Source organism: Paenibacillus sp. PvR098 (assembly GCF_017833255.1).
Lineage (GTDB): Bacteria > Bacillota > Bacilli > Paenibacillales > NBRC-103111 > Paenibacillus_G.
This window is the reverse complement of record NZ_JAFIBU010000001.1, coordinates 2,300,440-2,326,335: the sequence shown is the minus strand read 5'-3', so window position 1 is coordinate 2,326,335 and position 25,896 is coordinate 2,300,440. Positions and strand designations below refer to the sequence as shown.

Below are 25,896 nucleotides of genomic sequence, written 5' to 3'. Positions count from 1 at the left end.
TTGCTAATAAACATTAGAGATATAGGAGTGAAGAGAAATGAAAGCTGCTGTTTTTCATGGACCCGGTCATATGCAGTTGGAGGAAATAGAGAAACCACAGATTACTGCTGCTGATGTTCTTGTTAAAATCAACGTAAGTGCGGTTTGCGGAACGGACGTTCGTATATTTGATGGAAAAAAAACGAAAGGCGTGCGCCTTCCATCAGTCATCGGTCATGAGATGGTAGGGACGATTGAACAAGTAGGCGAAGCTGTAAGTGGTTTTGCAGTAGGGGATCGCGTCGGTGTGATTCCGGTTATCCCGTGCGGCAAATGCCTTTATTGTTTGAGCAACCGTGAGAATGCCTGTGCGAACCGCACGGCCATCGGATACGAATTTGATGGCGGGTTCGCCGAATATGTACGCATTCCCGGAACGGCTCTTGCTGCTGGAAATCTCACGAAAATACCTGATCATGTAACTTTTGAACAAGCGGTCATTGCTGAGCCTTTATCGTGCTGCATCAACGGTAACCGAAAATCAAACATTCAACTGAACGATACGGTCGTTGTTGTTGGAGCCGGCCCGATTGGTCTTATGCATGTCCAACTGGCTAAGCTGTCAGGCGCCAGCAAAATCATTGTCAGTGAACTGATTGAGCACCGTCTGGACAAGGCGTTGGAAGCGGGCGCGACGACTGTCGTGAATACCAGCAAAGAGTCTCTTTATGATGTAGTGATGCGTGAAACAGACGGGTTAGGTGCGGACGCTGTCATTATGGCGATCGGAGTATCCCAAATCGTCAATGATTGTCTGAAGCTCGTCCGCAAAGGCGGTTCCGTGAATCTATTTGCCGGCTTTAACCATGGGGCGATGTCGGATATGGATCCAAACCTGATTCATTACAATGAAATCACGGTTGTGGGCACAACGGCTTCTACCCGGGCGGACTATCATAAAGCTCTGTCTCTCATTTCTGCGGGTCTGATCAACACCGATGTAATTATTACGGAAGGCTATACTCTTGAAACGATCGAACAGGCTATTCTCGACGTGAAAACGGGTAAAGGGATGAAATCTGTTATTCAGATTAATCAATAAATAGATAAAAAATTGAGGGAGAGTGCTGTAATTATGTCATTTTTCGGAAAAAAAGTTCGGTTAAACCGTCTGTTGAGTGAGAATGGAAGATTATTGTCAGTTGCAGTGGATCAGGCAACGGCTAGAGGAATATTTGAAGAACTGATGCCGATTGAACGCAAAGTACATGAAATTGCGAGCGGCGGTCCAGATGGAATCACGATGCACAAGGGCTTGGTGGAGAGCTGCTTTACACCATTCGCCGGGAAAACCTCCCTTGTCTTAAAGTGCTCTACCTTCTCGCCTTGGCAGCCGAATTACGACGCTTGGGTTACCAGTGTTCTAGAGGGAGTTCGTCTGGGAGCGGATGCGGTTTCCTTGGGTTGTATCGTAGGAGGAGATGACCAGCCGGAGCAAATTCGTAATTTAGGTGAGTTTGCGGCTGAAGCAAGCACCTATGGCATGCCTGTCATCGCCCATATTTATCCACGCGGGAACAAAATACCGGATAACGAGAAAATGGATTGGCGTCATCATGCCTATGCCGTGCGGCTCGGAGCTGAGCTCGGCGTAGATATTATCAAAACGCACTATACGGGAGATCCGTCCTCGTTCAGCAAGGTGATTGCTTCTACACCGGCGAAGGTAGTAGTGGCCGGTGGGGACACAGGTAATGATATTCGTGCAGCCTTCCAAATGACCAGAGACGTGCTGGATGTTGGTGGAGCGGGTATCACCTTTGGCCGCTTTGTATGGAATAACCCTAATCCAACCGCAGTTGTGAAGGCGCTAAGCCACATTATTCATAAAGACGGTTCCGTTAATGAGGCGGCAGAATTGTACGAAGAGTTGTCAAATCAAAAATAAACTCTAAAGTTTAGGTGAATTGAATTGTCACACATCATCGGAATTGATGTCGGTACTAGCGGAATTAAGATTGGAGCGATGAATCACGAGGGGAAACTAAGTTTCCTTTCTCGTGATTCTTACTCTTTACATTACCCTTTTTCCGGTGCAATAGAGATTGACCCGGAAGAGATTTGGATCAAGGTCTGTTCGTTGATTAAGCATACGGCATCTGAAATTCAGTCGGCAGGCGGTTCGGTTTCCGCGCTCAGCTTTAGTACGTTCTGTAATGCTTCTATTCTGATGGATAAACACGGTAACCATCTGGGCAACGGCATTCTTTATATTGATCAACGGAGTAAGAAGGAAGCGGAATGGATCCGAACTCAAGTTTCTGATGATCGAATATTTTCCATAACCGGAAATCGGCTGGAGCCGGGGATGATTTCCGCCACAAGCTTGTTGTGGACTCAAAAGCATCAACCAGAACATGTTAAACAAGCGTATAAATGGGGACATTTATCTACCTATCTGGTAGCTAAACTGACACATCAATTTGTCATGGACTGGACGCAGGCTTCATTTACCGGATTATTCGATATCCATAAGTACTGCTGGTCAGAAGAAATGTGCACTGCTCTTGATATGGATGAATCGCTGCTTCCAGCCATTGTAGAACCGGGCAGGATTGTTGGACAAACGCTGGAGACACTGACCGGTGAGCTGGGCGTTTCGCAAATCCCTGTCATTGCAGGTGCTGCAGACACGGCGTGCTCGACATTTGCTTTGTGTATTGAACCTGGAGAGGTATTTGAATCTGTAGGTACTTCTGATGTCATCACCGTTGTCAGTAATTCCACTGATAAGTTTGACAGAAGATTCCTCAATCGTTGTCATGTCGTGAAGGATCAATGGCTCTCCCACGGAGCCATGTCGACGCCGGGTGCGGCCATTCAATGGTATTATAATGAATTTTTGCGCGGCGAGGGCTCCATACAAGATGTATTCGTCAGATTGCCGGAGCAAAGTCCGATCGGATCTAACGGCGTTTTTTTCCTTCCGTATATGCACGGTGAGCGTTCACCGATATGGGACCCTGATGCCAGAGGCATGTTTATCGGTCTTTCTCTCAATACCCGCAAGGAAGACATGGCTAGAGCTATTATGGAGGGCTGTTCGTTTGGATTGCGTCAGTTGATGAGCATTCTTCATGAAGAGTATCAGCTAGCTCCTTCCATCATGCCGGCTATTGGGGGAGGTTCTCAGAATAGAGTCTGGAACCAGATCAAGGCTAACGTGCTCCAAACCGTCATCGAAACCAGAGAAGTGGGGGAAACCGCTTTGATGGGAGCTTGCTTTTTGGCCGGTGTTTCCACGGGGCTGTTTACCCATGCGGAATTGGTTACATTCAATCGAAATAATGAGACGCACAGATATACCCCTGATCCCGATGCAATCCCTATATACAGCAGGTATTTTGAGCTATTCCAAAGCTTGTACCCATCGGTCAAAGATTTCTATAAAAAGGCCGCTGACTTACATGGACATGAATAAAAGTGGAGATTCATCCGAGGCGCTGCACACACTGCGGCGCTTCTTTTGTTTCCCGTTGAACCCATTTGTGTAAATTATGATGATTATTGTTGTCGAAACATACCATAATAGATCATAAAAAACATATTGTATTACTATTCAATTTGTATTACAATATGATTTATCTGGTAATGAAAACGCTTAATATCCAAAATATTAGGGGGGTGATTACGTGGTAAAAAATAATGCCGGCGTTTACATGGGATTATTGCTGCTGCTTTTTTCCTTAGTTATTTTTTGGCAGTCTCTTCAATTCCCTTATTACTCTGATGCGGGTCCCGGTCCTGGATTTTTCCCTCTTTGGTTAAGTGCAGGATTAGGTATTTTCTCCTTATCTTATATATTTAGTTCTTTAAAGGAGAAAATTTCGTTTTCAGAAATTCTTCCGACAGGTAGCGGATTGGGGAATGTTGTAACCTTACTTATTTCGGCCGTTTTTTTCCTGTTAACCATCGAATATCTGGGTTTTCTTTTAGCTTGCAGTATCATGCTATTTTTCATCCTGAGAAGATTATACAAGTGGTATTTTGCAGTCGTTATTGCTCTAAGTATTTCCTCATGTTTATTTGTAGTTTTTCACATATTTCTTGGGGTCCCGCTTCCGGTTAATTTTTTGGGATGGTAGGAGGGTTCAATGGATTCATTGATTCAGTTACTGCAAGGTTTTGAAACAGCGCTTACATGGTCTAACCTGCTGTATTGTTTAATAGGAGTTTCCATAGGGATGTTGGTCGGAGTTTTGCCTGGACTAGGCCCGACGACAGGGACGGCTATATTATTGCCGGTCACGTTCTCTATGGAGCCCGTTTCCGCCATTATCATGCTATCCGGTATCTATTATGGCGCGATGTATGGAGGAACCATCACCTCCGTTCTGATCAACACCCCGGGGGAAGCAGCCTCGGTTATTACGTGCCTTGACGGCCATCCGCTAGCCAAACAGGGAAGAGCGGGAACCGCTTTAGGGGTTGCAGGTATGGGGTCGTTTATAGGGGGAACGGTTTCCATTATTGGACTTGTTGTTCTTGGGCCGCCTTTAGCCCAGTTCGCGTTACGATTTGGTCCTCCGGAATTTTTTGCCCTTATGTTATTAGGGTTGATCACGGTTGTTGGTCTTATGGGAAAATCGATTGTTAAAGGAATTATCTCCGCACTTTTAGGCTTGTGTTTGGCTCTTATTGGAATGGATGTCGTTTCCGGAGCCATTCGATTTACATTCGACGAACCGAATTTAATGAATGGGATTGATTTTGTTATCATTTCTATGGGCTTGTTCGGCCTTTCTGAAATTATGATCGGCATGGAGAACATCACAAAACTAGAAGCTCCGCCGAAAGTGAAAGGGCTGTTTCCCCGGCGGGATGAATGGAGACAGACACTTTCCGCTATCGGAAGAGGAACCGGTTTAGGCTTCTTGGTAGGACTGGTCCCGGGCTCGAACTCCGTTATACCGGCCATACTATCTTATTCTCTTGAGAAAAAAGTGGCCAAAGATCCATCTCGCTTTGGAAAAGGAGCCATAGAAGGGGTTGCCGGGCCAGAAACCGCAAACAATTCTTACAGCGGAGCGGCGTTAATTCCGTTATTCACGTTAGGGATACCGAGTTCTCCAACGATTGCTGTTTTGTTCGGAGCCTTTATCATGCATGGTTTAACACCTGGACCGACGTTATTTCAAAACAACCCGGACGTCGTGTGGGGAATTATTGCAAGTATGTTTATCGGGAATCTGATTCTGTTGATTCTAAATTTACCTTTAGCCGGAATGTGGGCCAAAATTGCCATGGTTCCTGCGAAGCTGTTATACCCGATAATATTTGCAGTCGCCATCCTTGGTGCATTTAGTGTAAATAATAGCTTGTTTGATGTGTGGGTTATGCTGATTTTCGGAATTTTGGGTTATTTCATGAAGAAGCTGGATGTCCCTATGGCACCTATTGTTTTAACCTTTGTTCTAGGACAATTGTTGGAAAGCTCATTGCTGCAATCGATGATTTTGTTTGAAGGCAGCCTGCTCGGATTTTTCACCAGACCAATTTCTGTCGTGCTGTTGTCAATCGCTGCTATCATTCTTCTCTTTAGTATTTATGCAGGTGTAAAGAAGAAGAAGGGCTTGCTGGCGAGCGACGTGGAAATGTAAAGGTGGTTTGTATTTTTGATTTATTTGTCATACAATTTTAACATATGGCAAATAAGAAAAGGAAGGTGGAACGGATTGATTAAGAAAAAACAAGATGTGCTGCTAGATTCTGTTCCTCGTAAAACATTAGCAAAAGAAGTAGCCGACAGGATCATCCAACTCCTTGTTTCCGGACATTTAAAACCCGGGGATAAACTCTACCCCGAAACGGAACTAACAAAGATGCTGGCGGTTAGCAGACCTGTATTGCGTGAGGCTATGAGTTCTCTGGAATCGCTCGGGATTATCCATAGAAAAACACGAGACGGCACGTATTTTTCTGAAAAAATCGGCAGTAAACCGTATACGAATATGCTATCTCTGGCTGGGGATGATTTGCCGTCCATTATCGAGGCCAGGATGGCATTAGAGCTTGGTATGGTCACGCTGGCCGCAGAGAAGATTTCAGACCAACAACTCGATGAGCTGTACAAAACGATTCAAGCTCTTTCCGAACATCCGGGCGATTATTCCGAGCTGGATAAAGAATTCCACAGAATCATTGCTTTTAGCGTAAACAATTATGTACTGGAAGGGATGATCGATTCTCTTTTGATGGCTTTTGACCGGATGAGTAAAAAGATCGAATTTAGAGAACGGGATGTTGCGGTTGAGCATCATACAGCGATTTACGAGGCACTGAAGAAGAGGTCGCCTTCTGAAGCTGTCGCCCAAATGTACCGCCATTTAGATTATGTAAGACAAAAAATTTTAAAGACCAGAAAAGGAAGTGAGGACTAGAGGTTTCGAAATGAGGTAAAGCGGATCGTGTGAAAGTAAAAAAGCACCTCCTGTTATATGGTGGCCAGTCGTGTGGGCTGACACCATATAACAGGAGGTGAAGAAAAAGGTTTAAAAAACAATTCCAAATGAAGTATACACAAAAAAAACAAATACTTCAAACCTGATGGCAGGCATGAAAACATGAAAAGGGAGGCAATTCCAAATGAAAAGCAAAAATAAAACCATTCTCTCCGTATTTTCTGCAGTAGCACTCGCGGGTTCCGTGTTGGCAGGGTGTGGTACGGGGTCATCCTCGACTGCATCGGGTACAGCGCCGACGGCTACCAACACCGCCACTGAAGCTCCAAAGTCTAAGTTTCCCGAAAAACCAATCCAGTTGGTAGTTCCCTACGCCGCAGGCGGAGGAACGGATATCACGGCCCGCACACTCGCCAATGTAGTATCTAAATATCTCCCGAACAACGGTTCCGTAGTAGTGGAAAATAAGCCAGGTGCCAGCGGTACGATTGGATTGACCGGCCTTACTCAAGCCAAACCGGATGGCTATGTGATATCCATGGCAACCATTGGAAACTTGGCCATTCAACCAAACTATGGTAAAACACCGTATTCATTCGATAGCTTCGAACCGATCTTAATCGCAACCTCCGTGCCGCACGTATTAGTGGTCCAAGCGGATGCGCCTTGGAAAACAGTCGACGAATGGTTGGATTATGCCCAAAACAATCCGAATGGCTTCACTTATTCCACTCCTGGTGTAGGAAATACACAGCATTTGAATTTGGAAGCGGTTGCTCTTAAAGATGGACTCAAACTGAGACATTTACCTTATGATGGGGCTGCACCTGCGATTACTGCATTGCTCGGCGGGCATGTGAAAGGCGCGGTCGTACAGGTTCATGAAGCCAAGGCTCAAGTGGACGCAGGGGAATTGCGTATACTCGCGAATATCGGAACCTCCAAATCCGATGCCATTCCCGATGCGCCTTTACTTGCCGAAAGAGGCTATACCGGTTATAACGCGTGGACTGGAATTGTTGCGCCTAAAGGGACTCCTAAAGAAGTCGTTACGATTTTACAAGATGCCTTTAAAAAGGCATTGGAAGACCCGGAAGTGATTGAGAATTTCAAAAAGATCGGTATTTCGCCAGCCTATAGCGGTCCGGACGATTTCAAGAAAATTGCCGAGGAAACCTTTACATCAACCAGAGAGGTAGCGAAGAACGTCGGCTTGATCAAGTAATGGAAAATAGGATATAGGGTATTATCATCTCCTGTGTACTGGAGATGATAATACCCTCATTAAGTACCGGACGAAAGGGTGCAAACCAATGTTAACGGGTGAATTAAGCAATTTCGTTCCGCTTCCGAGGATGATCCCTGTACGTCAAATATTTGACGCGCCAGCGATAGCTGATATTGAAGGTGAACTGAGAAGGGAACTTAACAAAGAAGCGATAAGAAATTCAATTCAAGCGGGGTCCCGTGTGGCCGTGGGCGTTGGAAGCAGGGGGATTGCAAACCTGCCCACATTAGTGGTTACACTGATCAATCAATTGATTGAATGGGGAGCTAAACCGTTTATTGTTCCAGCCATGGGAAGTCATGGAGGGGGAACCGGAGAAGGCCAGATCAAGATGTTGGCGGAGTTGGGCGTTACCGAGGAGAGCATGGGTGTTCCCATCATTAACTCCATGAATGTGGTTCATATTGGCACCTTGGATGATGGTACGCCCATTTATTTGGATGAAGCATCCTATCATTCCGATGCCATTGTATTCATCAATCGGGTGAAGCCTCATACGAGTTTTAAGGGGGATCATGAAAGCGGATTGCTTAAAATGATGGCGATCGGCTTAGGCCGGCACAAAGGAACGCTGGCGATCCATCAGCATCCGCTGGCTCAGATGCCTGTTTTGCTGCCCAAGATTGCGGAGGTGTATTTGAAGCATGCCCCTATCGCCTTTGGTGTTGGAGTTCTGGAGAATGCTTACGATAAGACCGCACACATTGAAGCGGTCACTCCGGATGAGCTTATTCCTAAAGATAAAGAACTGCTTATTCAAGCTAAGCAGTATATGCCCAGGATTGTACCGGAACTAGTGGATCTGCTGATGGTCAATGAAATGGGGAAAAACATTAGCGGTTCAGGAATGGACCCTAACATTACAGGCCGAGCCGCATCGAAAGCTCCGCAAAAATTCAATGCACCTCAAATTGAACGGATTTTCGTTCGTGGATTAACGAAGGAAACGAAGGGAAATGCATGCGGAATTGGAGTAGCCGATGTGATCACCAGACGAGTCTTTGAAGAAATCAATCTGAGTTACACCTATGCCAACGTCATTACGTCCAAAATTCTGGATTCTGCCAAGATACCCGTTATTATGGCTAATGATAGAGAGGCTGTAAGTACAGCCTTGAAAACGTGTTACAACATTGATCTTCAAAATCCAAGAGTGGTTTGGATTAAAAATACATTGGAATTAGAAAACATTTTGGTATCCGAATCGGTTTTAGCCGATATGAAAGGGGATTCCCGCATACAAATGTTAGGTGATCCTTTTGAGGTCACATTTGATTTGGACCATAACATAACAACAGATATATGGAGAGGAATGGAGCACGAATGAGCAATCTTACTAATCAAATCAAAGGGATCTTGGGCTTTCCCGTAGCCCCCTTTAAAGACAACGATCAATTGGATGAACAGGCACTGGCCGCAAACATTAACTTTTTGATTGACGGAGGACTGGATGCGATTTATGTTTCTGCCGGTGCGGGAGAATTTCAGTCGCTGACACGCAGCGAATATGAATCCATCGTTGAGCTTGCCGTTTCGCTGAGCAAAGGAAGGCTTCCTGTTTACACAGGCGTTGGTGGAAATATCAAAGAGGCCGTCGAATTGGCGCGTATGACTCAGTCCAAAGGGGCTGACGGATATTTAATATTACCTCCTTACTTAATCAATGGAGAACAGTCAGGCTTATACGAGTACTTTAAAGCCATTATCGAATCTACGGATCTCAATGCCATTATTTATCAACGGGACAATGCCGTATTGTCATTAGATACCTTAAGGAAATTAACCGAGCTCCCCCAGCTCATTGGTCTCAAAGACGGTGTAGGGAAGATGGAGAGTAACATCGAGTTCGTTCAGACCATAGGGAATCGCCTGAACTGGGTCAATGGAATGCCGTTCGCCGAAGTAACGTATCCGGCTTATGTTCCTTTAGGCTTTACATCCTATTCATCGGCTATTTCGAACTATATTCCTCACATTTCGAGAATGTTTTATAACGCAGTCCAAGAAAATAATCATTCATTATTGAACGAACTATATAAAGAAGTGATTTTCCCGATCAACAATATTCGTAAACAAAGAAAAGGCTATGCCGTTTCCTTAATCAAGGCTGGTATGGAGATCATGGGGTTACCCGTCGGCGGTAAGGTGCGGGCGCCGCTGATTCCTGTTGAGAAAGATCATTACGCTCAGCTGGAGAGCATTTTAAAACATGCATTGGATCGCTTTCCCCAAAATACAGCCATTGAATCCAGCACAATCAGGGGGTAAACCATGTCGGACATTCGAGTTTCTCCAGAAAAATTGACTGCGTTTTGTAAAAACGTTTTGATCGCAGCTGGAATCCCTGAGCGTGATTCGGCCATTATCGCGGATTCCCTTGTTCATGCGAACATGACAGGCGTTCATTCTCATGGTGTATCTAAGCTGAATGACTACTTGGTAAGACTTGACAATAACCTGGTGACGAAGGAAACGAATATCACCGTGGTTTCTGAAACACCAACAACCGCACTTCTTGATGCGGGAAATGGGTGGGGCCAGATTGTTTCCCAGGAAGCCGTTGATGTAGCGGTCAAGAAAGCGAAGGAATATGGCAGCTCTTGGGTTGGGGTCCGGAATTCGAATCATTATGGGACAGCAGCCTATTGGACTTCTCAAATTGCCGCCCAAGGAATGATTGGGATCTCGATGACCAATACCTCTCCTGTTATGGTTCCGTTCGGCTCCAAGGTGCCTACTTTAGGAACGAATCCGATTTCGATTGCTGTGCCATCTCCATCCGGCAAACCGATTATGCTGGATATGGCTACTAGCAACCAGGCCAGAGGCAAAATCACGCTAGCCTCCAAGATCGGCAAGCCGATTCCGACGGATTGGGCCATCACGGTAGACGGACAAGAAACAAGCGATCCTCATGAAGCGTTAAAAGGAAGTCTCTTGCCTTTTGGCGGAGCTAAGGGCTCCGGTTTGGCCATTATGGTTGATATTTTGACGGGTGTGCTGACCGGGGCGCTGTATGGATCGCAAGTTCCGCGCTTTTATGATGACCCGGTACCGCAAAACCTGGGCCATATGTTCGCTGCCCTCCATGTAAACGCGATGATGCCGCTTGATGCGTTCCTAGATCGAATGGCAGATAAAGAGCGTGAGACCAGAGACAGCGCACCGGCCAAAGGTTTTGATAGAGTATACATGCCAGGTGATCTTGAATATGCAAGGGCTGAAGAATCCCGCACAAACGGGATTGTATTGTCGAAGGAAATTCATTCTGAGCTATTAAGTGCTGCCAAACGATATGAAGCCCAGGCAGTATTAGAGGACTAACCATTATTATTCATGAATACTATGGAAAGGGTTGAACCACAGATGACTATTGGAGAGAAAACCCAAACGAAACCTTTTTTGAACTATATTAATGGGAATTGGGCTGCTTCTTCCTCAGGTGAAGTAGATAAGAGCACGAATCCCGCCAATGCTCAGGAGATTGTAGGATATATTCAAAAATCGACTGCAGCCGATTTGGATCAGGCGGTCCAAGCGGCTAAGAAAGCTCAAGTGCAATGGAGAAAGTTTTCCGGCGCTTCCAGAGGAGATTATCTGTTCAAAGCAGCCAATATCCTTGAATCCCGCCTCAATGACATTGCTGAAACGATGACAAGAGAAATGGGGAAAACGTTTTCTGAAGCCAAAGGAGAAACGGCTAGAGGTGTGGCGATTCTACGTTACTATGCAGGCGAAGGTATGCGTAAAGTTGGAGATGTCATACCGTCTACCGACAGCGAAGCGCTGATGTTCACGAATCGAGTTCCCCTCGGTGTGGTAGGCATTATTTCGCCTTGGAACTTTCCTGTTGCGATTCCAATCTGGAAGATGGCGCCTGCTCTGATTTATGGCAATGCGGTAGTGTTCAAGCCTGCACAGGAAACGGCTGTAACCGCCGCTAAAGTGATCGAATGCTTCGCAGAAGCGGGCTTTCCAGCGGGCGTGATCAATATGGTAACCGGTCCAGGCTCTGTCATTGGGCAGGCAATCATCGACCACAACGATATTAAAGGGATTAGCTTCACTGGCTCCGATCAAGTCGGTAAGCTCGTGGCTCAAGGTGCTGTCGCTCGCGGGGCCAAGTATCAGCTTGAAATGGGCGGGAAAAACCCGGTTATCGTTGCGGCGGATGCGAATCTCGATCTTGCAGTGGATGCGACCATCAGCGGCGGGCTTCGCTCCACAGGACAAAAATGTACGGCAAGCAGCCGTGTCATTGTGCAAAGTGAAATCTATGATCAATTTAAAGAAAAGTTGTTAGCCAAAGTGAAAGAAATTAAAGTTGGCGACGGATTAAATAGCGATACGTGGATGGGGCCTTGCGCCAGCGAAAGTCAATTAAAAACAGTATTATCCTATATAGAGAAAGGTAAGCAAGAGGGAGCAACTTTGCTTGCCGGTGGACAGCGGATTACGAGCGATGGCATGGAGCATGGTTTTTATGTGGAGCCTACTGTTTTTGACGATGTGGACCGAAATATGATTATTGCCCAGGAAGAGATTTTCGGTCCGGTTCTTGCTTTAATCAAAGTGGATACCATTCAAGAAGCATTAGAGGCAGCTAATGATACAAAATATGGTTTAAGTGCCTCTATTTTCACACAAAATATCGGAAATATGTTATCATTTATTCAAGAGATGGATGCAGGCTTAGTTCGCATTAATGCGGAATCTGCCGGGGTTGAGCTCCAGGCGCCGTTTGGCGGTATGAAGCAATCCAGTTCTCATTCCCGGGAGCAAGGGCTAGCGGCAATTGAATTCTATACGTCCATCAAAACCATATTTGTGAAAGCATGATTCCTTCGAATCAGAATATATGATCGAAAGCCGGAATTCTTGACAGAAGAAAACCGGCTTTTTCTTAATGAAAGCTGGAGGCGAAGTACCCGGTGCGAAGTTATTTGATTTTGGGCATGTGCGGCTTGTTTCTCATTCAATATTTTGCTCACGTTCGTTGGCTGGAATATCTGGTCATATTCATGGCGCTTGCCGCTTTTATGGGAAGTGCCTCCAAGGCCAACACGATCCCCCGGTGGTTCGGGATCACCATGCTGATTACCGGAATCATTCTGGAATTTCAAAAAGGGCGGGGAATCGAAGGCGTTAGTGAAGGGATATCGATGAATCTTCCTTTACTTACTCTCGTGATCCTGGTACCGCTGCTGTCCATTCCTCTAAAGCTTGGCGGATATTTTGATGCCATAGATGTTTTACTGCGAGGGTTATTACATCATCCGCGAAAGCTTTTTGCTGGAATCACGAGCGTATTGTTTGTATTGGGTCCGATATTGAACCTCGGCTCGATACGCATCGTCGATGAACTGCTTAAAGGGCTGAAGCTTCCTCCTGTGATGCTGGCCAAAAGTTATTTAGTCGGATTCTCGACGACAATGCTGTGGTCACCATATTATGCATCCGTTGCCCTTGTTCTGTACTATCTGAAGATTCCTATGATTGAATACATGGCCTATGGAATCGGCTTCGCCGTGCTCTTTTTTGTGATTGGAAATGCGCTCTTTGCTTTTTGGTCAAGGCGTCATCCATTAAGCATGGATTCCTTCACCGAAGTAGCTTCCGCAGGTGAATCCAAAGACAGCACCTATCGCCAAAAGCTTTTTCGTTTGGGTATGATCGTCGTTGCTCTAATGAGCACAACCTTTATTTTGGAGGCTCTGACTCATTGGTCCATGCTTGTTATCGTCAGCCTTCTTGCGATTGCTTTCCCTGTATGTTGGAGTTTACTATTTAAAGATTGGAAACGGTTGGGTACCCAATTGACCGAATTTCGAGACCGATCTGTGCCCATTATGAATAACGAAATCGTACTGTTTACCAGTGCGGGACTATTGGGGAATGCTCTGCAGGGCACCAGCTTTGGGAGCGGGATTAAATGGGTCCTGAATAGTTTGGCACAACAGTCCTTCTTTATTTTCGAGATATCGGTTATTCTCACCGTGGTTGTCGTTACCTTCATAGGCATTCATCCGATGGTGATTGTTACCGCGCTGGTCACACAAATGGATGCCCAGCAATTGGGCACTACACCCATTGCCCTTGCTATGCTGCTCATGCTCGCCTGGTCTACTTCAGCCGTACTAAGCCCCGTTAACCCATTGAATTTGTTGGTCAGCCGTCTTTCGGGCACCACGGGAATCACCGCCGGGATTCGCGCCAACGGGATTCATCTTTTGATTGTTGCTATACTTGGCTTGTCGATCATCACCATCATTCAATAGATCTTCGGTGAAAAAGCGACACCCTTTCTGTATTGAACAGGGGTGTCGCTTTTTTATTCGCTTTCTCTAAAATAACTGCAGTTTTACAAAAATAGTTCCATTTTTGGCGTGGCTTTATCGCTCAATACATCCCTGCAAATTATGATACGAAATTAACAGCGATGGTGGCAGGTAACGTATCCCCTGATATAGGTTATGTCAGAGATTTTATGGCGCTGCTTGGGCGGAAGAAGGGAAGCTTTTTAATATTTTTGAGCTTCTTGATTAGGACAACGAAATAAAGAAAGAAACCTTCTTGGATCATGCCTTTATTGACTGGGTGCCACCATGTAGGCTGCTTTGTCCATAATCCCTTGTGTTCTCCCCAACCTTTCCTATACTTCCATTTTAATAGGTTTAGGAGTTTACACAATCTGTTTTACAGACTCTGAACCGGTGTATGGCGGGGGCAATCGACCCCAAAAAGAGGTTGCGCAGGGAGAACAGCTGCTTAACCTCTTTTTGAAAACCAAGCTTATTGCATTTATCGGCGCTGTCCTTAAAGTAAAAATATCAGCTTTTGAGATAGCCCTTTTGTGACCGAATAGGTAACTGCATCCGGCCACCTCAGAGCTGCCTCAGCAAACGTGATGTCGTTGTCCAGATTTAAACTCGTGTGTTCTTGACTGCAGCTGCTCTTTCGTGAGCACCTCTTTTTCCATCAATACCTTTTCAAAAGCCTGCACCCAATGCTGATAGTAAGCGGACACGATTTCCTTCCCAGGTTGCTCCTGCTCGGCTTCACCGATTTCCTCGACAAATTTCCCGTTAAATGTCTTCCACGGGTAAATACCCTTCTCCATTAAAAGCACCGCCATGGCGAAAATTCTTCCTTCCCAAGGCGTCCTGAATACGAGTTCCCCATTCTCGCGGGGCATGTTCATCTTTTCTTCAATCGTTCTGACGATCGACTGGGTATCTTGGCTCATAGGTACACTCCCCTTCACTATTGCGGTGTGTTTGCCTTGGTCACTCCGATCATGGAATCACGGGTAACAAGAGTGGCGAGCTCTTCCTCATTCATATGCTCCGTTCCCTTCGGGCGCTCAGGCAAAACGAGATAGCGGATTTCAGCATTACTATCCCATACTCTGATTTCCACAGAGTCATCAAGTTCGAGCCCGAATTCCTGCAGTACGCTTTGGGGATCAATGACGACTCTGGACCGGTAAGCGGTGCTTTTATACCAAGTAGGCGGCAAGCCTAACATGGTCCAGGGATAACAGGAACAAAGCGTACAGACAACCACATTGTGAATGTCAGGTGTGTTTTCCAGCACGATCAATTCGCTTGCGGGACCCTCCAAACCCAAACCGGTTACCGCCTTCTTGCCGTTTTCCAATAAGCTTTTTTTGAATTCGGGATCTACCCAAGCCCTTGCTACAACCTTCGCCCCGTTCATGGGGCCGATATCGGTTACGTAATAATGAATTAATTTGTCGATCTCCTCGGTGGTGATCAATCCCTTTTCGATCAAAAGGGATTCGAGAGCCATTGTCCGCAACTCCTCATACGAATCGGAGACTGGATGAGAATGGTGACGATGGTCGTGATCATGGTGATGTTCATCAGTGTTTTTCATTTTCTGCTCCTCCTGGCTCCAAATAATCTTCCCAAAGTTCTATATAAAGCTTGTCTTTGGGGGAGGCATCTTTCCCCCACAAGTGCTGGGCTTCAAAGCGAACCCGGTAGACCGTTTGGTAAAGATCGATTCCTGCGTGTACTTTCGCGTCCGGCAAAGTAAAGATGCCGTGAATGCTATCAATAACGCCCTGTTTGCCACGTACATACCGGGGAATACGTGTATGTCCTAGTGGAGAGATCATCTTTGCCGTAACAACGGTACCGGGCGAGAACTTAGGCTGAATCGACTCATTCGGTTGCTTGGATCCTGATGTCGTATCGATGACGACTTTTCTGTCGGACGGTGAGATCATAGGTCTTATTGTGCGATAAGGCTGTAAATGAGATTGAGGGGTGTAGTCCGGAGAGAGTTGAGCCATTCTCTCATTTAACTCCTCCTCGGCAAGCACGCCTTTCTGAATCAACAAGGATTCCGTTCTTAACAGCCATAACTGATAGTAGCTTGACCCCATATAATAGACCGGGTGGATTCTTTCAAGCGTACTTCGGGATTCATCAAGATGATAAAACTTATGTTTTTTGCTCGCAAGCATGTGAATAGCTCGTAATCGTCCTTCCCACGGTCTATGAAAAACAGGTTCGTTTTCTTCCCATTCAACAGGGCCTAAACCGTCCATTCCCCCAACATCGTGGATACCGTTCATCTCGTCCAGCTCCTTTCCGGGTGATAGGTGCTAAATTGATTTCAGCTTACATGAAATAAATATAATTGTAAACGCTTTTTTTACAAATATAGGAATAAATAAAATATTGGTTGTGATCTCTTTCCGTTAGAAATGTTCTATTTCACAAGTTAAGTTTAGTAAATTAAGATGATATTGAAAGCGCTTAAGATTCTTAAAATTTAAGGTGAACGTATAGTAGTTTTTCACAAAAAAAGTGAGGTGACTATGAAATGGAAAAAAAAGGATATAATGTTGGAATGGTATGTCTGGTCTTTTTTTGGATTCTTTTGACCGGATGCGGTTCTGCCGCCACCATAACGACCGGAGCCAGTACAGCACCAAGCAGCCCGTCGTCTACCGCTTCAACTCCTCCGGCGGGGCATCAAAACTCGTCTTCAGCTGCGGTGCAGCCGATCGATCTGAGTATTTTCAGCGTGTCCGTTAGCGGGCTGGAAATACCGACATGGGTAGCGCTGGATAATAATCTTTTTCAGAAACACGGAATCAATCCTAAATGGACGACTCTTCCACCTCCTACAGGGGTTCAAGCCCTTCTATCCAAGGACGCACATATTGGGGCAACACCGGGAAATGCAATTAGTGCTTATGCTTCAGGCGCCAAGGATCTGATCTTTGTTGCCGGCAATAACGACAAAGCGATATACAAAATCATGACAAACACCCTCGCCAAAGCTGAAGATCTGAAGGGCAAAAAAATTGGCGTGTCCGGCAGATATGCACCTCCGTCCGTTGCATTCATGAACTATATGGAGAGGGAGTTTAAACTAAAGCCCGATGAAGATTACAAATTAGTAACATTTCAGACCATTAGTGATATTTTGCCCGCTCTGGACAAAGGATTAATCGACGCCGGCGTGTTGTCCTCCCCCCTCGATATAAAAGCACAGAAACAGGGTGCCAAAATACTGGTTGATCTGGCCAAGACATACGACGAGGCGCAAGCTTATGTTACCACCACCAAGGCTTTTGCCAAGGAAAACCCCGATGCGGTGCTGCGCTATTTGAAAGCTTATATCGAGGGGATCGAGATGGCGAAGAAGAACCCAGACCTTGCTGTAGCCAGTATTATGAAGTATCAAAAGGGAATTACGGCTGAAGAGGCACAAATCAGCTATAACGACTACATTCATACGCACGATGTTAATATGAACGTCGAGGCATTTAAGCCTTATCAGATTTATAGCGATAACCCGAAGGTAGCCGGCATTAATGTTGCGGACATGCTTGATTACAGCTTTTTGCAGCAGCTCGATAAATCAGGTTTCCTTAAACAGCATGGGTTTACATTAAAAAATGCGAATCCCAAGTAAATGTGGGGATTGTCAGGAGGAATACCGCATGATTTCAACTAATAAAATGGCAACGTATGTGGATGAGGAGCCTTTGGAAATTCCCGGGTGGAAAAGATGGCTTTACAAGAATGAGCGTGGGTTGCTGGGTCTATTTGGGATTGTGGTCGTGTTGGTTCTGTGGGAGATTCTAGGCAGAAGCGGCGCTATAGATCCGGTGTTTACGAGCGCTCCATCACTTATTTTGGTTGCGGGCATAAATTACTTTACAGAGGGTAACGCCTTGCTCGACTTAAAGGTTAGCGGATCGGAATTCCTGGTAGGGTTTTTATTATCCATAGTTATCGGTATTCCTTTCGGAATCATGATGGGGTGGTACGACAAAATTAATGCGTTTCTCGATCCGTTAGTTAATTTCCTTTATTCTGCTCCCAGAATCGCGCTTATGCCAGTCTTTATCATCTGGTTTGGCATTGACATGACTTCAAAGGTCGCAATCATATTTCTGGGTTCGATTTTTCCGATCATTATTAACACGATCGTTGGGATCAGGACAATTGATCCGGTATTGCTGAATGTGGCACGTTCCCACATGGCCAATGATTTCCAAATTTTCCGCACGATTGTTCTCCCTAGCACTGTGCCTGCTGTCATCTCGGGCATACGCCTGGGGCTGGGACATGCGCTTATCGGGATTGTAGTAGGAGAAATGGTGGCAGCAACGGCCGGACTGGGTTATACCATGCATCAGGCCGGGGCCAGCTTTCAAACGGATCTCGTATTTTTCATCCTCATCCTGATCTCCGGATGCGGTGTTCTCTGTACCGAGCTTCTCCGCCGTTTGGAACGCAAGTTTGATAAATGGCGTCCAGAACTTCATAAGTAGAGGGGGAGGTTCACCATGCAGCAGGCATTCATTAACTCGGAGGAAAATCAACAGGAAGTAAAGCTCGTAGCCAATCGAGTGGGCATCGAATATCTCGTTAAACGCACCGGTGAGATTTACCGGGCAGTAGAAGATATTTCGTTGGGAATTTATCCTAACGAATTCATATGTATCGTCGGGCCGAGCGGATGTGGAAAATCGACTTTTCTGAACGCCATTGCAGGGCTTATTCCTTACCGTAGGGGGGGCCTGATGCTGGATGGACAAAAGATATCAGGTCCGGGAACGGACAGGGCGGTTGTTTTTCAAAGTCCGGCTCTTCTGCCGTGGAGAACTGTTGCTGATAATGTTTCCTACGGGCTTGAACTCAGGGGCACGAATAAACAAATTGCACAAGAGAAAACCATACCAATGATTGAGTTAGTCGGTCTAAAAGGGCATGAAAGCCGGTATCCCCATGAACTTTCAGGGGGAATGCAGCAGAGGGTCAACTTGGCCCGTGCATTAGTAACCGATCCCGAATTGCTCCTTCTTGACGAGCCTTTCGCAGCACTTGATGCGCAAACGCGGGAAGTGATGCAGAATGAACTGCTTAGAATTTGGCAGGAAACGAAAAAAACGGCTCTTCTTGTCACACATCAGATTGATGAAGCGGTTTTTCTCGCCGATCGCGTTGTGGTTCTTTCTAAAGGTCCGCGGAGTAAGGTGAAGGCAATTATTAACATTGATTTTCCCCGTCCCCGGAACGAAGAGATGAAGCATGAACCCGCCTTCCTCAATAAGGTTAAAGAAATTTGGAGTCTGATTAAATCAGATGATAGACATTAGCAAGCCTGGATAAACCAAATAGTAGCATTGTCATTGCTTCATATAACTATAATTAAAGTAAATATGAATATAAGATGGAGGTATATCGATGCAAGATATCTTTTTGAATCCGGAACATACGGCATTCATGATTATCGATGTCCAGAACGATTTTTGCCATGAGGACGGAGCACAGGCAAAGCTGGGTAACGACGTTACAGGGGCGCAAAAGGCTGTTCCGGTCATGGAAGATTTAATGGCAGAGGCGAGGCTGCGCGGCATACCTATTATTTATGTATATACCACACACAGTGATACTTCATCCTCAAAAGCTTGGGTGAACAGGCCTAATGGGAGGTCCAGGCTGAGCGTCGTAAGGGAAGGTACATGGGGTGCAGAATACTACCGTGTTTCTCCGCAGGAGGGTGATATTGTCGTAGAAAAGCACCGGTACAGCGCATTTATTCGCACTGCTTTGGAAGAAAAGTTAAGACAGTTAGGGATTAAATCGTTGATATTGACTGGGGTAGCCACCAACGTATGTGTAGAATCCACAGCCCGCCATGGTTTCATGCTCGATTTCAACATTACAATGGTTCGCGACGGTTGCGCCGCTTATGCTACTGAGCTCGAGGAAGCTACTTACCGCAATATTCAAACCAATTTCGGATTGGTCCTTGATTCGAAGGACATCAAAGAGTATTGGTCCAACCTCCAACAAGCTGTGAAAAGGTAAGCTGATTATATGCCGTAAGGATGATGAAGCCGATTGACTTTTAGTGAACAGGAGTACCATACATTGAAATGATCATAACAAAATACTAGTATAGCCGGCTTGGAAGCAACCAATTTCGACTTCATATTAAAATTTAAATAAAAGGTCCTTTTCATAATCATCTACACCCATAAATACACTTCAATAGAAGACTCCTTGACGAGCCTACTCTCGCATTCTGTTTAATGACCGCTTCTAAATTTCATTTCTGTTTTAATTCTGCATAGCATATCATGGCCGCGATGGGACTCACATTGCGGCAACCCTTCCAATTTCCAAATTCCTCCGAGACTGCCGCGGAAATTTGGAATTCCCGACGATTCCGTGCTCGACCCTTCCAGGACAGTTATCTAATAAGCGTATCCGTCTTATCGTTCCTGCTAACGCATCGTTCAGGACCTGATAATTAATAACGGCGCATCAAATCTACAGGATCAAACCGCTGGCTGAAAGCGAACTTTCCGCCCTGAAGCTAGAATGCAAGAGAGAGTTGAATCCATTAGGAGGAGAACTCCAGAATAATATCTCCGGTTGCAGTCCAGTCCTAAGCATGGAAAAATGGAAAATATTATACTTGCATTAATGTTAGCTGTTATGATAAATTACAAATCCGGTCATCGCACAGGATGCCGAACACAAGTATGAATGTTGCTCTGAGCTTGCGGATGATCCTAAGAATGGAAAACAACATGTGCTTGTAAAACGAAAGTGAATATGATAGAGTAGTAAACCGTGACACCGAAACAAAACAACTGAACAGCTTCCAGCCTAAAGGATTCGTTCCTCAGATTGGAATAAAAAAACAGTTGCAAACTAGTATAGAGTTATGGTAAATTAGTTATCTGGCCGCATGAGACAAGCGGTTCGGTGAAACAATAAGCATCAACATTGTCCTTTGAAAACTGAACAACGAGTGAGTGATGAAATCTCATAAAGAGGTTTCAAAAAGCAAGTCAGTAACGAATTGAGCAATCAATTCTCTAAATTAAAGTATTACCTTTAATGGAGAGTTTGATCCTGGCTCAGGACGAACGCTGGCGGCGTGCCTAATACATGCAAGTCGAGCGGATTTATCCTTCGGGATAAGTTAGCGGCGGACGGGTGAGTAACACGTAGGCAACCTGCCTGTAAGATCGGGATAACTACCGGAAACGGTAGCTAAGACCGAATAGCTGGTTTCTCCGCATGGGGAGATCAAGAAACACGGCGCAAGCTGTGGCTTACAGATGGGCCTGCGGCGCATTAGCTAGTTGGTGAGGTAATGGCTCACCAAGGCGACGATGCGTAGCCGACCTGAGAGGGTGATCGGCCACACTGGGACTGAGACACGGCCCAGACTCCTACGGGAGGCAGCAGTAGGGAATCTTCCGCAATGGACGCAAGTCTGACGGAGCAACGCCGCGTGAGTGATGAAGGTTTTCGGATCGTAAAGCTCTGTTGCCAAGGAAGAACGCCTCGGAGAGTAACTGCTCTGAGGGTGACGGTACTTGAGAAGAAAGCCCCGGCTAACTACGTGCCAGCAGCCGCGGTAATACGTAGGGGGCAAGCGTTGTCCGGAATTATTGGGCGTAAAGCGCGCGCAGGCGGCTACTTAAGTTTGGTGTTTAAGCCCGGGGCTCAACCCCGGTTCGCACCGAAAACTGGGTGGCTTGAGTGCAGGAGAGGAAAGCGGAATTCCACGTGTAGCGGTGAAATGCGTAGAGATGTGGAGGAACACCAGTGGCGAAGGCGGCTTTCTGGACTGTAACTGACGCTGAGGCGCGAAAGCGTGGGGAGCAAACAGGATTAGATACCCTGGTAGTCCACGCCGTAAACGATGAGTGCTAGGTGTCGGGGATTCGATTCCTCGGTGCCGAAGTAAACACAATAAGCACTCCGCCTGGGGAGTACGCTCGCAAGAGTGAAACTCAAAGGAATTGACGGGGACCCGCACAAGCAGTGGAGTATGTGGTTTAATTCGAAGCAACGCGAAGAACCTTACCAGGTCTTGACATCCCTCTGAATACGGTAGAGATATCGTAGGCCTTCGGGACAGAGGAGACAGGTGGTGCATGGTTGTCGTCAGCTCGTGTCGTGAGATGTTGGGTTAAGTCCCGCAACGAGCGCAACCCTTGAACTTAGTTGCCAGCATTCAGTTGGGCACTCTAAGTTGACTGCCGGTGACAAACCGGAGGAAGGTGGGGATGACGTCAAATCATCATGCCCCTTATGACCTGGGCTACACACGTACTACAATGGCCGGTACAACGAGAAGCGAAACCGCGAGGTGGAGCGAATCTTTATAAGCCGGTCTCAGTTCGGATTGCAGGCTGCAACTCGCCTGCATGAAGTCGGAATTGCTAGTAATCGCGGATCAGCATGCCGCGGTGAATACGTTCCCGGGTCTTGTACACACCGCCCGTCACACCACGAGAGTTTACAACACCCGAAGTCGGTGGGGTAACCCGCAAGGGAGCCAGCCGCCGAAGGTGGGGTAGATGATTGGGGTGAAGTCGTAACAAGGTAGCCGTATCGGAAGGTGCGGCTGGATCACCTCCTTTCTATGGAGTCCATGTCGTCTGTAGGGCGACGGACAAATCTGCAGCGAAAGCTGCATCACACTCACTCGTTGTCAGTTTTGAAAGGCGCAATGCCTTTCGGTCTTGGCAAAAATGTCAAAAGCTGATGCTTGCATCGGCCGCGGCGGACATGCTAAGATATCGTTCCTGCCGGTGAAACGGTAGCGAATAAACAAAGTTTGTTCCTTGAAAACTGGATATCGAAACAAAGTAACAATGCTGAATCATCCTTAGATCTTTGATCTATAACTACGCTAAGACTTCATGTCGAAGCATTGGTTAAGCTATAAAGAGCACACGGAGGATGCCTAGGCACCAGGAGCCGAAGAAGGACGTGGCGAACGACGAAATGCCTCGGGGAGCCGTAAGCAGGCTTTGATCCGGGGATGTCCGAATGGGGGAACCCGCATGTGGTAATTCGCATGTACCATGCAGTGAATACATAGCTGCATTGGAGGCATACGAGGGGAACTGAAACATCTAAGTACCCTCAGGAAAAGAAAACAAAAGTGATTCCGTCAGTAGCGGCGAGCGAAAGCGGATTAGCCCAAACCAGGAAGCTTGCTTTCTGGGGTTGTGGGACGTCAATGTGGGTTGAGCAGAGTAAGTGAAGCGGTCTGGAAAGGCCGGCCAAAGAAGGTAAAAGCCCTGTAGCTGAAATTCTGCGAAAACCCTAGACGGATCCCGAGTACCGCGAGACACGTGAAACCTCGTGGGAATCCGGCAGGACCATCTGCCAAGGCTAAATACTCCCTGGTGACCGATAGTGAAGCAGTACCGTGAGGGAAAGGTGAAAAGAACCGCGGGAGCGGAGTGAAAAAGAACCTGAAACCGTGTGCTTACAAGAAGTCAGAGCCCGTTAATGGGTGATGGCGTGCCTTTTGTAGAATGAACCGGCGAGTTACGTTCCCGTGCGAGGTTAAGGTGAGAAGCCGTAGCCGCAGCGAAAGCGAGTCTGAATAGGGCGCTTGAGTACGTGGACGTAGACCCGAAACCGTGTGATCTACCCCTGTCCAGGGTGAAGGTGCGGTAACACGCACTGGAGGCCCGAACCCACGAATGTTGAAAAATTCGGGGATGAGGTGGGGGTAGCGGAGAAATTCCAATCGAACTCGGAGATAGCTGGTTCTCCCCGAAATAGCTTTAGGGCTAGCCTCGGGAGATGCGTCGTGGAGGTAAAGCACTGATTGGGTGCGGGGCCCGCCAAGGGTTACCAAGTCCAGTCAAACTCTGAATGCCACAGACGTTATCCCGGGAGTCAGACAGTGAGTGCTAAGATCCATTGTCAAGAGGGAAACAGCCCAGATCATCAGCTAAGGTCCCCAAGTGTGTGTTAAGTGGGAAAGGATGTGGAGTTGCACAGACAACCAGGATGTTGGCTTAGAAGCAGCCACCATTTAAAGAGTGCGTAATAGCTCACTGGTCGAGTGACTCTGCGCCGAAAATGTAACGGGGCTAAACACACCACCGAAGCTATGACTAGACGTCTATGACGTCATGGGGTAGGGGAGCGTTGTAATCGGGTTGAAGCTAGATCGTGAGGACTGGTGGACTGGTTACAAGTGAGAATGCCGGTATGAGTAACGAAAAGATCAGTGAGAATCTGATCCGCCGAAAGCCTAAGGGTTCCTGAGGAAGGTTCGTCCACTCAGGGTTAGTCGGGACCTAAGGCGAGGCCGAAAGGCGTAGTCGAAGGACAACAGGTTGAAATTCCTGTACCACCGTGAACCGTTATGAGCAATGGGGTGACGCAGAAGGATAGTGACGCGAGCTGATGGATGCTCGTCCAAGCAGTAAGGCTGATGTGTAGGCAAATCCGCACATCATTAAGGCTAAGCTGTGATGGGGAGGGAAAATTACAGTACCGAAGGTCATGAGTTCAGGCTGCCAAGAAAAGCCTCTAGCCAGGGAGAAGGTGCCCGTACCGCAAACCGACACAGGTAGGCGAGCAGAGCATGCTAAGGCGCGCGGAAGAACTCTCGTTAAGGAACTCGGCAAAATGACCCCGTAACTTCGGGAGAAGGGGTGCCTCGGTAGGGTGAATAGCCCGAGGGGGCCGCAGTGAAAAGGCCCAAGCGACTGTTTAGCAAAAACACAGGTCTGTGCGAAGCCGCAAGGCGAAGTATACGGGCTGACGCCTGCCCGGTGCTGGAAGGTTAAGGGGAGCGGTTAGGAGCAATCCGAAGCTGTGAACCGAAGCCCCAGTAAACGGCGGCCGTAACTATAACGGTCCTAAGGTAGCGAAATTCCTTGTCAGGTAAATTCTGACCCGCACGAATGGCGTAACGACTTGGGCGCTGTCTCGACGAGAGATCCGGTGAAATTTTAATACCTGTGAAGATGCAGGTTACCCGCGACAAGACGGAAAGACCCCATGGAGCTTTACTGCAGCTTGATATTGGACTTTGGTACGATCTGTACAGGATAGGTGGGAGCCTGAGAAGCATGAGCGCCAGCTTGTGTGGAGGCGACGTTGGGATACCACCCTGATCGTATCGGAGTTCTAACCTGGTACCGTGATCCGGTATGGGGACAGTGTCAGGTGGGCAGTTTGACTGGGGCGGTCGCCTCCTAAAGAGTAACGGAGGCGCCCTAAGGTTCCCTCAGAATGGTTGGAAATCATTCGAAGAGTGCAAAGGCATAAGGGAGCTTGACTGCGAGACAAACAGGTCGAGCAGGGACGAAAGTCGGGCTTAGTGATCCGGTGGTACCGCATGGAAGGGCCATCGCTCAACGGATAAAAGCTACCCTGGGGATAACAGGCTTATCTCCCCCAAGAGTCCACATCGACGGGGAGGTTTGGCACCTCGATGTCGGCTCATCGCATCCTGGGGCTGAAGTAGGTCCCAAGGGTTGGGCTGTTCGCCCATTAAAGCGGTACGCGAGCTGGGTTCAGAACGTCGTGAGACAGTTCGGTCCCTATCTGTCGTGGGCGTAGGAAATTTGAGAGGAGCTGTCCTTAGTACGAGAGGACCGGGATGGACGTACCGCTGGTGTACCAGTTGTCTCGCCAGAGGCACGGCTGGATAGCTAAGTACGGAAGGGATAAGCGCTGAAAGCATCTAAGCGTGAAGCCCCCCTCAAGATGAGATTTCCCAATTAGTAAGACCCCTTGTAGACGACGAGGTTGATAGGTTCGGGGTGGAAGCGCGGCAACGTGTGGAGCTGACGAATACTAATCGGTCGAGGGCTTATCCAAATACATG

General features: G+C 47.0%; 19 protein-coding genes and 2 rRNA genes. 18 read left to right on the top strand and 3 right to left on the bottom strand.

All coding sequences use genetic code 11. From position 1 onward, the window contains the following. Positions 1-37: 37 nt before the first annotated feature. The 12 genes from JOE45_RS11575 (at position 38) to JOE45_RS11520 (ending at position 14,006) form a co-directional block, all read left to right on the top strand. Positions 38-1,081, top strand: coding sequence for a zinc-dependent dehydrogenase (locus JOE45_RS11575; protein ID WP_210020049.1), 1,044 nt, complete (start codon positions 38-40; stop codon positions 1,079-1,081). A 33-nt stretch (positions 1,082-1,114) separates the two neighbouring features. Further along, positions 1,115-1,927 carry a class I fructose-bisphosphate aldolase gene (locus JOE45_RS11570; RefSeq protein WP_210020050.1) on the top strand — a complete coding sequence of 271 codons (813 nt, stop codon included), beginning with the start codon at positions 1,115-1,117 and terminating at the stop codon, positions 1,925-1,927. 24 nt (positions 1,928-1,951) lie between these two features. Then, positions 1,952-3,460 (top strand): xylulokinase, encoded by a 1,509-nt coding sequence (locus JOE45_RS11565; RefSeq protein ID WP_210020051.1) that lies wholly within the window; start codon positions 1,952-1,954, stop codon positions 3,458-3,460. A gap of 211 nt (positions 3,461-3,671) precedes the next feature. Then, entirely contained in the window at positions 3,672-4,124 is a 453-nt protein-coding gene (locus JOE45_RS11560) for a tripartite tricarboxylate transporter TctB family protein (protein ID WP_210020052.1), read from the top strand. Positions 4,125-4,133: 9 nt separating this feature from the next. After that, on the top strand, positions 4,134-5,639 hold the full coding sequence (locus JOE45_RS11555; protein ID WP_210020053.1) for a tripartite tricarboxylate transporter permease: 1,506 nt from the start codon (positions 4,134-4,136) through the stop codon (positions 5,637-5,639). 75 nt (positions 5,640-5,714) lie between these two features. Next, the gene (locus JOE45_RS11550) at positions 5,715-6,419 is read left to right on the top strand and encodes a FadR/GntR family transcriptional regulator (protein WP_210020054.1); all 705 of its coding nucleotides are present in this window, start codon (positions 5,715-5,717) and stop codon (positions 6,417-6,419) included. A gap of 205 nt (positions 6,420-6,624) precedes the next feature. Continuing rightward, positions 6,625-7,665, top strand: a complete 1,041-nt coding sequence (locus JOE45_RS11545; RefSeq protein WP_210020055.1) for a Bug family tripartite tricarboxylate transporter substrate binding protein — start codon at positions 6,625-6,627, stop codon at positions 7,663-7,665. A gap of 88 nt (positions 7,666-7,753) precedes the next feature. Then, positions 7,754-9,055, top strand: coding sequence for a nickel pincer cofactor-dependent isomerase, group 22 (locus tag JOE45_RS11540; protein ID WP_210020056.1), 1,302 nt, complete (start codon positions 7,754-7,756; stop codon positions 9,053-9,055). Next, positions 9,052-9,996: a 5-dehydro-4-deoxyglucarate dehydratase gene (kdgD, locus tag JOE45_RS11535; RefSeq protein WP_210020057.1), complete on the top strand. Its 945-nt coding sequence runs from the start codon at positions 9,052-9,054 to the stop codon at positions 9,994-9,996. Before JOE45_RS11540 ends, kdgD begins: the two co-directional genes overlap by 4 nt. Positions 9,997-9,999: 3 nt before the next feature. Next, positions 10,000-11,052 (top strand): Ldh family oxidoreductase, encoded by a 1,053-nt coding sequence (locus JOE45_RS11530; RefSeq protein WP_210020058.1) that lies wholly within the window; start codon positions 10,000-10,002, stop codon positions 11,050-11,052. 42 nt (positions 11,053-11,094) lie between these two features. Continuing rightward, positions 11,095-12,567, top strand: a complete 1,473-nt coding sequence (gucD, locus tag JOE45_RS11525; protein ID WP_210020059.1) for an alpha-ketoglutaric semialdehyde dehydrogenase GucD — start codon at positions 11,095-11,097, stop codon at positions 12,565-12,567. A gap of 92 nt (positions 12,568-12,659) precedes the next feature. Then, the gene (locus JOE45_RS11520) at positions 12,660-14,006 is read left to right on the top strand and encodes a hypothetical protein (RefSeq protein WP_210020060.1); all 1,347 of its coding nucleotides are present in this window, start codon (positions 12,660-12,662) and stop codon (positions 14,004-14,006) included. Positions 14,007-14,623: 617 nt separating this feature from the next. Here the strand turns inward: JOE45_RS11520 and JOE45_RS11515 are convergent. The 3 genes from JOE45_RS11515 to nthB are packed head-to-tail and all read right to left on the bottom strand — an operon-like array spanning position 14,624 to position 16,333. Further along, entirely contained in the window at positions 14,624-14,974 is a 351-nt protein-coding gene (locus JOE45_RS11515) for a nitrile hydratase accessory protein (protein ID WP_210020061.1), read from the bottom strand. A 17-nt stretch (positions 14,975-14,991) separates the two neighbouring features. Next, positions 14,992-15,627: a nitrile hydratase subunit alpha gene (gene nthA, locus JOE45_RS11510; RefSeq protein WP_210020062.1), complete on the bottom strand. Its 636-nt coding sequence runs from the start codon at positions 15,625-15,627 to the stop codon at positions 14,992-14,994. Next, a complete protein-coding gene (gene nthB / locus JOE45_RS11505; RefSeq protein ID WP_210020063.1) occupies positions 15,614-16,333 on the bottom strand; it encodes a nitrile hydratase subunit beta in 720 nt (239 codons plus the stop codon). Before nthB ends, nthA begins: the two co-directional genes overlap by 14 nt. Before the next feature lie 251 nt (positions 16,334-16,584). On the opposite strand from nthB, the gene JOE45_RS11500 reads away from it, so the two are divergent. From JOE45_RS11500 to JOE45_RS11475, 6 genes are all read left to right on the top strand, one after another. Beyond that, complete coding sequence (locus JOE45_RS11500) at positions 16,585-17,685, top strand: ABC transporter substrate-binding protein (RefSeq protein WP_210020064.1); 1,101 nt, start codon at positions 16,585-16,587, stop codon at positions 17,683-17,685. A gap of 28 nt (positions 17,686-17,713) precedes the next feature. Then, entirely contained in the window at positions 17,714-18,550 is an 837-nt protein-coding gene (locus JOE45_RS11495; RefSeq protein WP_210020065.1) for an ABC transporter permease, read from the top strand. Between the two features lie 15 nt (positions 18,551-18,565). Beyond that, a complete protein-coding gene (locus JOE45_RS11490; protein ID WP_210020066.1) occupies positions 18,566-19,378 on the top strand; it encodes an ABC transporter ATP-binding protein in 813 nt (270 codons plus the stop codon). Between the two features lie 88 nt (positions 19,379-19,466). Next, positions 19,467-20,093, top strand: a complete 627-nt coding sequence (locus JOE45_RS11485) for a cysteine hydrolase family protein (RefSeq protein ID WP_210020067.1) — start codon at positions 19,467-19,469, stop codon at positions 20,091-20,093. A 1,038-nt stretch (positions 20,094-21,131) separates the two neighbouring features. After that, a 16S ribosomal RNA gene (locus JOE45_RS11480) occupies positions 21,132-22,672 on the top strand. Between the two features lie 295 nt (positions 22,673-22,967). Then, positions 22,968-25,889 (top strand): 23S ribosomal RNA (locus JOE45_RS11475). The 16S and 23S rRNA genes sit together here, the layout of an rRNA operon. The last annotated feature ends 7 nt before the right edge of the window (positions 25,890-25,896 follow it).